This window comes from Actinomadura roseirufa (genome assembly GCF_900659635.1).
GTDB lineage: Bacteria > Actinomycetota > Actinomycetes > Streptosporangiales > Streptosporangiaceae > Spirillospora > Spirillospora roseirufa.
Genome location: NZ_CAACVB010000256.1, coordinates 1 through 10,475, shown reverse-complemented (window position 1 = coordinate 10,475; position 10,475 = coordinate 1). Strand labels below are relative to the sequence as shown.

Below are 10,475 nucleotides of genomic sequence, written 5' to 3'. Positions count from 1 at the left end.
AGCAGGCACCGACGCCGCGAACCCACCAAGATCACGCGCCTTGGACACCGCCGACACCAGCAGAACGAGCCCGACCAGACAGGCACATCCCACGTGCAGGTACTCCACTCCCGTTCCTCTCTCGCGGGGGACGTGATGATCATTGGAAAGCGGGACTTTTCGGCACAAGACCTCAAGATCCTTTTTGCCGGAAAATCTCAGCCGCCCAGGTCGGACGAATTACGGTCAGACACAAGACCCCGGTCACTTCAGACCGAAACTTCCTCACTCCCCGGTTCACCAGGCGGTTCAGTGCCGGGTCAGCGGCCCTGCGTGCGCGCGTCACGGCCGGTTCACCCCCCGTCCATGCACGGCCGCGGCTCCACCGGGTGGGTTTCACGCGGCGCGGTGCCCCCGGCACGGCGGGCCCCGCACACGCCCGGTCCGGTGGCCCCGCGCGCGGCCGCGTGCGAGGATCGACGCGGGATCATGAGCATCGAGAGAAGAGGAGCCGCCGTGACCGGCCGGACCGAGGACCAGGGAATGCCGCCCGAGTACTTCGAGGCGGGGTCGGCGTCGTTCGTCGACTTCCTGCGCCTCCACTCCCCCGAGCTGCTTCCGGTCAACCGCGTCCCCGGCACCGGCGCGGTCCCCGACCTCCCCCACGGCACGACGGTCCTGGCGCTGACCTTCCCCGGCGGGGTCATGATGGCCGGCGACCGGCGCGCCACCCAGGGCAACCGCATCGCCTACCGCGAGCTGGAGAAGGTGCAGCGCGCCGACGAGTACTCGGTGGTCTCGTTCGCGGGCACGGTCGGCCTGGCGCTGGAGATGGTCCGGCTGTTCCAGGTCGAGCTGGAGCACTACGAGAAGATGGAGACGGTCCCGCTGTCGCTGCCGGGCAAGGCCCGCCGGCTCGGCGCCGTCATCCAGGCCAACCTCGCCCAGGCGCTCCAGGGCCTCGCCGTCGTCCCGCTGTTCGCGGGGTACGAGCCCGGCGCGGACACCGGCCGGATCTTCACCTACGACATCACCGGCGCGCCGCAGGAGGCCCGCGGCTTCCACGCCGACGGCTCCGGCTCGCCCTACGCGCTCGGCTCGCTCAAGAAGCTCTACCGTCCCGGCATGTCCGAGGAGGACGCGGCGCTCGCGTGCGTCCAGGCGCTCTACGACGCGGCCGACGACGACTCCGCCACGGGCGGGCCCGACGCCGCCCGCCGCATCTACCCCACGGTCGCGGTCGTCACCGGGGACGGCTACCGGCGGCTGCCCGAGGAGCAGATCTCCGCCATCGCCGGCGAGGTCCTCGACGGCCGCCTGCGCGCCCCCGACGGGCCGGTCGCGCCGCTGCGCTGAGCACCGGGAAGCGCGCTGAGCACGGGGAACGTCGCCTCGGGAACGTCGTACCCGGCTCGTAGACTCGCGGCATGGCACGGGCGAACGACGAGGCTGCGGCCCTCATCCAAGAACTGGCCGACCTGCTCTCCATCACGGGCGGCGACGCATTCAAGATCCGGGCGTACGAACGGGCGGCGCGGTCGATCGCGGGCCACCCCGACGACATCGCCGGGATGGACCCGGCGGGGCTGCGGGCGATCCCCGCGGTCGGAGACGCGATCGCCAAGAAGGTCCTCGACTACACCACCACCGGCACGATCCGCCAGGTCGAGGAGCTGCGCCTGCGGATTCCCGCGGGCGTCCGCGCCCTCACCGCGATCCCCACGCTCGGCCCGAAGAAGGCCCTCGCCGTCTACGAGGAGCTCGGCGTCTCCTCGGTGGACGAGCTCGCCACCGCGATCGGCGCCGGCCGGCTGCGGGGGCTGAAGGGCTTCGGCGCCAAGACCGAGGAGAACATCCTGCGCGGCATCGAGCTGCTGCGCAGCTCGGGCGAGCGGGTCCTGCTCGACACCGCCGCCGGGATCGCCGACGAGATCGTCGCCGCGCTCTCCGCGCTCCCGCAGGTGGAGCGCTGCGCCCACGCCGGGTCGCTGCGCCGCATGCGCGAGACGATCGGCGACGTCGACGTGCTCGCCGCCTCCCGCGACCCGCGGCCGATCATGGCGGCGTTCACCGCGCTGCCGCTGGTCGCCGAGGTCGTCGCGGGCGGCGACAAGAAGACCTCCATCCGCACCGCCAAGGGCCTGCAGGTCGATCTGCGGGTCGTGCCGCCGGAGTCGTGGGGCGCCGCGCTGCAGTACTTCACCGGCTCCCAGGCCCACAACGTCCGCACGCGCGAGATCGCCGTGAAGGCGGGCCTGAAGCTGTCGGAGTACGGCCTGTTCGAGGCCGGATCGGGGGACCTGGTCGTCTCGGCGACCGAGGAGGAGGTCTACCAGCGCCTCGGCCTGCCCTGGATCCATCCGGCCCTGCGCGAGGACGGCGGCGAGATCGAGGCCGCCGTCAAGGGCGAGCTGCCCCGCCTGGTCACGGCCGAGGACCTGCGCGGTGACCTGCACAGCCACACCGACCTCACCGACGGGGTCGCCCCGCTGGCCGACATGGTCGCCGCCGCGGCCGCCCGCGGCCTGGAGTACTACGCGATCACCGACCACGCGCCGAACCTCGTCATGCAGCGCATGACGGACGAGAAGATGCTCGCCCAGCGCGAGGAGATCCGCGAGTTGCAGCGCGCCCACCCCAACCTGGTGCTGCTGCACGGCACCGAGCTGAACATCGACCCCGACGGCGGGGTCGACTGGGACGCCGGCTTCCTGTCCGGCTTCGACGTCTGCGTCGCCTCGGTCCACTCCCACTTCACCCAGGACCACGAGGCCATGACCCGGCGCCTCGTCCGCGCCTGCGAGAACCCGCACGTCCACGTCATCGGCCACCCCACGGCCCGCAGCATCGGCCGCCGCCCGCCGGTCGACGCCGACTGGGACGAGGTCTTCCGCGCCGCCGCCCGCACCGGCACCGCGCTGGAGGTCGACTCCTTCCCCGACCGCCTCGACCTGCCCGCCGACCTCATCCGCCGCGCGCGGCGCCTCGGCGTGAAGTTCGCCGTCGACACCGACGCGCACTCGGTCGCCCACCACCGCAACATCCGCTACGGGATCGGCACGGCGCAGCGGGGCTGGCTGACGCCCGACGACGTCATCAACACCTGGCCGCTGGAGCGCCTGCGCGCCTTCCTGGCCAAGAACTGACCGGCCCCGGGAGCGGGGTGGAGAGGCGGAGTCAGGCGGGCTGGGGCGTGCTCTGGCCGGGCACCTGCGCCGGGGGCCCGGCCAGCGGCGGCGCTTCCCCGCCGGGCATCGGGCCCCGCTCCCGCAGGGCGTAGACGAGGCGCCACGCGGCGATCCACATCAGCACCGCGCCGAGCATGTGCAGGACGACCAGCGGCCTGGGAACCCCGGTGAAGTACTGGATGTAGCCGACGGCTCCCTGCGCCAACTCCAGGGCGACCAGCTCGTGCGCGCGGCGCCGGGCCGCGGCGGGGGCGCCGGTGCGGTGCAGGGCGACCGTGACGACGACGGTGAGCCCGACCGTGATCCAGGCGAGGGCGCTGTGGACGCGCGCGACGTCCTCGATGTCGAAGCTCCAGCGGCGGGCGTCGGCGTCCCCGGCGTGCGGGCCGGTGCCGGTGACCACGGTGCCCGCGACCAGGACCGCGCCGCAGGCGGCCGGGAGCCCGGCGGCCAGCCGGCGGAGCCGGGGACCGCTCAGCGGCCGGGGCCGCTCGTCGCCCTCCCCCGCGCGGATCCAGAGGATCAGGCAGAAGATGAGCAGGATCGGCGAGACCATGAAGTGGAGCGCGACCGAGGCCGGGTGCAGCTTGGTGAGCACCACGATGCCGCCCACGACGGCCTGGGCGACGACGCTCAGCGGCTGCGCGAGCGCCCACCGGACGAGGTCGCGGCGGCGGGGGCGGAGCCGGAGCGCGGCGACGAAGACCAGCACGCCGATCGCCAGCACCACGAAGGTGATCATCCGGTTGCCGAACTCGATCGACATGTTGAGCGCCGAGTGCCCGGAGTCGCGCGTCGGGACGAGGCTGTCGCCGGTGCAGCGGGGCCACTCGGGGCAGCCGAGCCCGGACTTGGTGACCCGGACCGCGCCGCCGGAGGCGACGATCGCCGCGTTGCCGATCACACCGAGGAGCGCCAGGAACCGCAGCGATCCGGGGGTGGGGCGCCAGACGGCGTCGCGGGCGCGGGTCAGCAGGTTCGGGGATGGTTCAGCCACGGGGACAATCGTATGGGCGCCGGCCCGTGCCCCCGATCCGGCCCCCGGTTACCCGTCGCGCGATCCCGGCCGTCCGGCGCGGGTTCAGGGCCGGGGGAAGAAGCCGGACGGGCCGCGCGGCGCCCAGGGCGGCCCCGTCCCCGGCCCGGCGCCCGGCCGCGGCGGGGTCCGCAGGAACGCGTGCCTGGCCTGGGCCATCAGGTCCAGCAGGGCGGCCCGGCGCGCGGCGAACCAGTGCGGCTCGGCCACCCCGCGGTCGGCGCGCTTGTGCAGCAGGGCCAGCTCGGTGGCGGCGAGCTGGTAGTCGACCATGGCGCGCCCGGCCGGCGGTCCGCCCACCGCGCGGGCCCAGCGGCGGGCGGCGCGGCGCGAGGGGATCGAGCGCAGCATCAGCACGTCCTGCGGGGTGACCAGTCCCGTGGCGCCGTACATCGGCAGGTACGCCTCGATCCGCCGGACGGTGTGCCGCCGCTCGACGGAGACGATGACGACCAGCGTGACCAGGACGCCGAAGTCGAGCAGGTAGACCACGCCCAGACCGCCGAGGCCGAGGGTGGTGGCGCCGTTCCACAGGCCGTGCAGCACCATGGCGCCGAGCAGGCCCGCCAGCGGCGCGGCGACCTGCCAGCGGCGGTGGGTGGCGGCGTAGGCGACGCCGAGCCCCGTCATCGAGGTGAACAGCGGGTGGCTGAGGGGCGCGACGAGGCCGCGCAGGATGAACACCGACTGGAGCTGCTGCGCGCCGCCGTCCTCGAAGGCGCGCATGTAATAGGTGACGTTCTCCATCATGGCGAAGCCGAGGCCGACCATGGCGGCGTAGATGATGCCGTCGGCGAACCCGTCGATCTCGTTGCGGCGGAACCACAGCATGCCGAACAGGACGGAGCCCTTCAGCGACTCCTCGATGAGCGGCGCGCCGAACGTGGCGCTGACGAAGTGCCCCTTCGCCTCGCCGAAGACCGGGACGGTCACGTACAGCAGGCCCAGGGTGTTGAGGACGAGGGCGCCGAGGACGGCGACGCCCGCGCCCCACATGAACGAGAAGACCAGCGCGCGCGGCGGCTCGGGTTCGAGCCGGTCGAGGGTGAGCGCCAGCGCCACCAGCAGCGGGATGGGCAGGATCGCGAGGATCACCCCGACCCAGAACCCGGCCCCGCCGTACAGGGCGTCGACGGCGAGCGCGATGACGGCGCACAGGGACGAGACGGTCAGTCCCCCGATCAACGCGACCGGCGGCCTTCCCGGAATTCGCCCTTCCAGTACGGCCTTGGGATCGACGCGCGCCATGACGCGAGCGTAACCGGGTGTGCCACGAAGCGCTAAGCCGGGCCCGTCACGGTTGGTGACCGGCCCGCCGGGACGGGCCGGGCCGGCGTGGACTCAGTGCAGGAGCGGGTCGACGGCGACGGCCGTGAACAGCAGCGCCAGGTACACGTTGGAGAGGTGGAAGAACCGCATCGGCCGCAGGTGGACACCGGTCACCCCCGCGCGCACCGCCTTCAGCAGCCGGTGCCCCTCGGCGAGGAAGACGAGGCCGAGGACGACGGCGACCGCGCCGTACACCGGGCCCATATCCGCCACCGGCCACAGCACCAGGGAGCAGGCCACGGTGGCGTAGGTGTAGAGGAGGCTCTCGACGACGACGCGGCGCTCGGTGGCCACGACGGGCAGCATCGGGACGTTGGCGACCTTGTAGTCCTCGCGGTAGCGCATGGCGAGCGTCCACGTGTGCGGCGGCGTCCACAGGAACACGACGCCGAACAGCACGAACGGGGTCCAGGCGAGGCCGCCGGTGACGGCGGCCCAGCCGATGAGGACGGGCATGCAGCCCGCGATGCCGCCCCACACGACGTTCTGCGAGGTGCGCCGCTTCAGCAGCAGGGAGTACACGAAGACGTAGAACAGGATCGCGAACAGGGACCCGGCGGCGGCCACGGCGTTCACGGTGAGCAGGAACCCCGCGGTGGACAGCGCGGCCAGCGTGATCCCGAACACCAGCGCCCGCGCCGGGGTGACCTGCGCGCGGGCCAGCGGGCGGCGCCGGGTGCGGCGCATCTTGGCGTCGATGTCGCGGTCGATGTAGCAGTTGATCGCGTTGGCGGCGCCCGCGGACATGGTGCCGAAGGCCAGCGTCAGCAGCACGGTGCCGAGCGGTGGGACGCCCCGCTCCGCCAGGAACATCACCGGGATGGTGGTGATCAGGAGCAGCTCGATGACGCGGGGCTTGGTGAGCGCCACGTAGGCGCGCACGCCGGTGAGGATCGAGCGCCCGGCGGTCGCCGGCGCGGCCGGCTCGGGCACCGGCTCGAGGGGGCCCCCAGGCGCCCCCGGCACCTGCTCGTCCAGCTCGACCCCGCGCTTGTTACTGAGCACCGTCACAATCGGGTCCACGTCCAACTAGGGATGGGAAATCGCGCGCCGCCTCGGCGGTGCCCCCCGCGATCCGGGTCGGCCTCGGCTTGGGTGCGACTTCGGCTTGGTGAAGATACCGCGGCCACTGCCGTCAGCCGCGCCATCACTGTAGTCCGCCCCCTCCGGGAGGCGAGCACCGGGGCACCCGACCCGCCCGGCACGGGAGCGGCGCGGGGACGGAGCGGGGCGCGCCCCCCGGCCGTTCACCCGCCGGAGGGGTTAGTCGCGGAACCGATCGGGCAAGGGTCGGACGGAGCGGCGCGGCCCACGTCAGCGGGCGCGGCGCGGACCCGCCTCCCCGGCCTCGCGATAGGGTCGCCGGGGGCGCGGCCTGATCTTCGCCGGTCACGCGCCCGGCGGTCGGACCGCCCCCCGAGGGAAGACGCCCGGTGCCGCCGGACGTTATGACCATGGGGCGGCCGCGTCCGCCGGGCACATCGCTCAAGAGTGGATCTGTACACACCGGTTCGAGAGGAGCCTGGCGTTCCGTGAGTGGGGACAACAGCACGTTTGAATGGTCCGAGCTGGACCGGCGGGCAGTGGACGTGATCCGCGCCCTCGCCATGGACGCGGTGGAGGAAGCCGGCTCCGGTCACCCCGGGACGGCCATGAGCCTGGCGCCCGCCGCCTACCTGCTCTTCCAGCGGTTCCTGCGGCACGACCCGACGGACCCCAACTGGCCGGGCCGGGACAGGTTCGTGCTCTCCTGCGGGCACTCCAGCCTGACCCTCTACATTCAGCTCTACCTGTCGGGCTACCCGCTGACGCTGGACGACCTGAAGTCGCTGCGCAAGTGGAACAGCCTCACCCCCGGGCATCCCGAGCACGGGCACACCGCGGGCGTGGAGACCACCACCGGGCCCCTCGGGCAGGGCATCGCCAACGCCGTGGGCATGGCGATGGCGGCGCGCCGCGAGCGCGGCCTGTTCGACCCGGACGCGCCGCAGGGCGAGTCGCCGTTCGACCACACCATCTGGGCGTTCGCGTCCGACGGCGACATCGAGGAGGGCATCAGCCACGAGGCGAGCGCCCTGGCGGGCCACCAGCGGCTCGGCAACCTGGTGCTGCTGTACGACGACAACCACATCTCCATCGAGGACGACACCGCCATCGCGCTGTCGGAGGACGTGCGGGCCCGCTACGAGGCGTACGGCTGGGACGTCCACCACGTCGACTGGACGGAGAACGGCGACTACGAGGAGAACGCCGGCAAGCTCGCCGCGGCGTTCGCCGCCGCGAAGGCCGAGACGTCCCGGCCCTCGTTCATCGCGCTGCGCACGATCATCGGCTGGCCGGCGCCGAACAAGAAGAACACCGGCAAGATCCACGGTTCGGCGCTCGGCGCCGACGAGGTCGCCGCGACCAAGCAGATCCTGGGCCTGGACCCGGGTGAGAGCTTCCACGTCCCGGCGGACGTGCTCGCGCACGCCCGCGAGGTGTGCGACCGGGGCCGCGCCCTGCACGGCGAGTGGAACGCGGCGTTCGCGTCCTGGCGGGCGGCCGACGCCGGCCGGGCCGCCGAGTACGACCGGATCTCGCGCCGGGTGCTGCCGCCCGGGTGGGAGGCCAAGCTGCCGGAGTTCCCGGCGGGCAAGGACCTGGCGACCCGCGCCGCGTCCGGCGAGGTGCTGACCGCCCTCGCGCCGGTGCTGCCGGAGCTGTGGGGCGGCTCGGCCGACCTCGCCGAGAGCAACAACACGACGATGAAGGGCGAGCCGTCCTTCGTCCCCGAGGAGTTCCAGACCAAGGAGTTCCCCGGCAGCCGGTACGGCCGCACGCTGCACTTCGGCGTCCGCGAGCACGCGATGGGCGCGATCTGCAACGGCATCGCGCTGCACGGCGGCACCCGCCCCTACGGCGGCACGTTCCTGATCTTCAGTGACTACATGCGCCCGGCGGTGCGGCTGGCGGCGCTGATGAAGCTGCCGGTGACCTACGTGTGGACGCACGACTCCATCGGCCTCGGCGAGGACGGCCCGACCCACCAGCCGGTCGAGCACCTGTGGGCGCTGCGGGCGATCCCCGGGCTGGACGTGGTCCGCCCCGCCGACGCCAACGAGACGGCCGTCGCGTGGCGGACCGTCCTGGAGCACACCGACCGTCCCGCGGGGCTGGCGCTGACCCGGCAGAAGCTCCCCACCCTGGAGCGGAACGGGGAGATCGCCTCCGCCGACGGCGCCGCCAGGGGCGGCTACGTGCTGGCCGACGCCGCCGGCGGCCGGCCCGAGGTGATCCTCATCGCGACCGGCAGCGAGGTCGCGCTGGCGCTGGAGGCCCGCGAGACGCTGCAGCGCGAGGGCACCCCGACGCGCGTCGTGTCGATGCCCTGCGTGGAGTGGTTCGAGGAGCAGACCGACGCCTACAAGCAGGAGGTCCTGCCGCCGGGCGTCCGCGCCCGGGTGTCGGTGGAGGCCGGGGTCGCGCTCGGCTGGCGCGGCTACGTCGGCGACGCCGGCGAGTCGGTGAGCCTGGAGCACTTCGGCGCCTCCGCCGACTACAAGACGCTGTTCCTGCAGTTCGGCATCACCGCCGAGCGGGTCGTCGCGGCGGCCAGGGCGAGCCTGATCAGGGCCGGCTCGCCGGGCGCCGGGCGAGGCTCCACCACCGGCAACTGAGCCCGCGGCCGAGCCCGCCGGCGCCGGCGGGCCCGGCCGCCGAGGCGCCGTCCCCCCTGGAACTCGATGACGAGGAGAAAGCGATGAGTGAGAACCTGAAGCAGCTCTCCGGCGAGGGCGTGTCGATCTGGCTCGACGACATCAGCAGGGAGCGGCTGCGCAGCGGCAACCTCGAGGAGCTGGTGAAGGACAGGAACGTCGTCGGCGTCACCTCCAACCCGACGATCTTCGCCAAGGCGCTCAGCAAGGGCTCGGCCTACGACGAGCAGGTGCGCGACCTGGCGCTGCGCGGCGTGGACGTCGAGGAGGCGTCCCGCGCGATCACCACCTACGACATCCGCTGGGGCTGCGACGTGCTGCGCCCGGTCTACGACCGCACCGACGGGCTGGACGGCCGGGTGTCGATCGAGGTCGACCCGCGGCTGGCGCGGGAGACCGCCAGGACCGTCGCCGAGGCGCGGGCGCTGTGGTGGCTGGTCGACCGGCCGAACCTGTTCATCAAGATCCCGGCGACCGAGGAGGGGCTGCCCGCGATCACCGCGGCGCTGGCCGAGGGGATCAGCGTGAACGTGACGCTGATCTTCTCGCTGGAGCGCTACGGCAAGGTCATCGACGCGTTCTTCGCGGGGCTGGAGCAGGCCCGCGCGAACGGCCACGACCTGTCGTCGATCACCTCGGTGGCCTCCTTCTTCGTCAGCCGGGTCGACACCGAGATCGACAAGCGGCTCGACGCGGCCGGCTCGGACGAGGCGAAGGCGCTGCGCTCCAAGGCGGGCCTGGCCAACGCCCGGCTGGCGTACGCGCTGTACGAGGAGAAGTTCGGTACCGGCCGCTGGAGCGCGCTCAAGGACGCCGGGGCCCGCCCGCAGCGTCCGCTGTGGGCCTCGACCGGCGTGAAGGACCCGAACCTCAAGGACACCTTGTACGTCGACGAGCTGGTCGCGCCCGGCACGGTCAACACGATGCCCGAGGCGACGCTGGAGGCCGTGGCGGACCACGGCCAGGTGCGCGGGGACACGGTCCGGGACGGCTATGACGACGCCCGCGCGCACATGGCGGCGCTGAAGGAGGCCGGCGTCGACTACGACGACGTCGTGAAGGTGCTGGAGGAGGAGGGCGTCGAGAAGTTCGAGGCGTCCTGGGAGGAACTGCTCGGCTCCATCCGCGGCGAGCTGGACGCCAAGAGGGCCGGCGGGGGCGGCCTGGAGGAGCTGTTCCTCACTCTCACCGGGGCCGCGTCCGCTCCCCCGGACCGGACCGCGGCCGGCGCGATGGCGCCCGGCC

The 10,475-nt window shown here is 73.2% G+C and carries 7 protein-coding genes; 4 read left to right on the top strand and 3 right to left on the bottom strand.

Annotation, left to right across the window (positions count from 1 at the left end):
- The first annotated feature begins 468 nt into the window (after window positions 1-468).
- Together prcB and polX are read left to right on the top strand one after the other, a co-directional pair.
- A complete protein-coding gene (gene prcB, locus E1291_RS33895; RefSeq protein WP_131742155.1) occupies window positions 469-1,335 on the top strand; it encodes a proteasome subunit beta in 867 nt (288 codons plus the stop codon).
- A 71-nt stretch (window positions 1,336-1,406) separates the two neighbouring features.
- Window positions 1,407-3,125, top strand: coding sequence for a DNA polymerase/3'-5' exonuclease PolX (gene polX, locus E1291_RS33890; RefSeq protein ID WP_131742154.1), 1,719 nt, complete (start codon window positions 1,407-1,409; stop codon window positions 3,123-3,125).
- A 31-nt stretch (window positions 3,126-3,156) separates the two neighbouring features.
- On the opposite strand, the gene E1291_RS33885 is transcribed toward polX, so the two are convergent.
- The 3 genes from E1291_RS33885 to E1291_RS33875 form a co-directional block, all read right to left on the bottom strand.
- Window positions 3,157-4,164 carry a COX15/CtaA family protein gene (locus E1291_RS33885; protein WP_242614547.1) on the bottom strand — a complete coding sequence of 336 codons (1,008 nt, stop codon included), beginning with the start codon at window positions 4,162-4,164 and terminating at the stop codon, window positions 3,157-3,159.
- Between the two features lie 84 nt (window positions 4,165-4,248).
- Window positions 4,249-5,451 (bottom strand): PrsW family intramembrane metalloprotease, encoded by a 1,203-nt coding sequence (locus E1291_RS33880; RefSeq protein ID WP_131742152.1) that lies wholly within the window; start codon window positions 5,449-5,451, stop codon window positions 4,249-4,251.
- Between the two features lie 93 nt (window positions 5,452-5,544).
- The gene (locus E1291_RS33875; RefSeq protein ID WP_131742156.1) at window positions 5,545-6,543 is read right to left on the bottom strand and encodes a heme o synthase; all 999 of its coding nucleotides are present in this window, start codon (window positions 6,541-6,543) and stop codon (window positions 5,545-5,547) included.
- Between the two features lie 596 nt (window positions 6,544-7,139).
- Between E1291_RS33875 and tkt the strand changes: the two genes are divergently transcribed.
- The gene (tkt, locus tag E1291_RS33870; RefSeq protein ID WP_370771080.1) at window positions 7,140-9,191 is read left to right on the top strand and encodes a transketolase; all 2,052 of its coding nucleotides are present in this window, start codon (window positions 7,140-7,142) and stop codon (window positions 9,189-9,191) included.
- A gap of 83 nt (window positions 9,192-9,274) precedes the next feature.
- Window positions 9,275-10,475, top strand: a 1,201-nt coding sequence (tal, locus tag E1291_RS33865) for a transaldolase (RefSeq protein ID WP_131742150.1), incomplete at its 3' end; no start/stop codon positions are given.

Bases quoted from the DNA above. Each gene is read 5' to 3' on its own strand.
- tkt (WP_370771080.1), top strand. From the start codon at position 7,140: ATGGACGCGGTGGAGGAAGCCGGCTCCGGTCACCCCGGGACGGCCATG.
- prcB (WP_131742155.1), top strand. From the start codon at position 469: ATGAGCATCGAGAGAAGAGGAGCCGCCGTGACCGGCCGGACCGAGGAC.
- polX (WP_131742154.1), top strand. From the start codon at position 1,407: ATGGCACGGGCGAACGACGAGGCTGCGGCCCTCATCCAAGAACTGGCC.
- E1291_RS33880 (WP_131742152.1), bottom strand. From the start codon at position 5,451: ATGGCGCGCGTCGATCCCAAGGCCGTACTGGAAGGGCGAATTCCGGGA.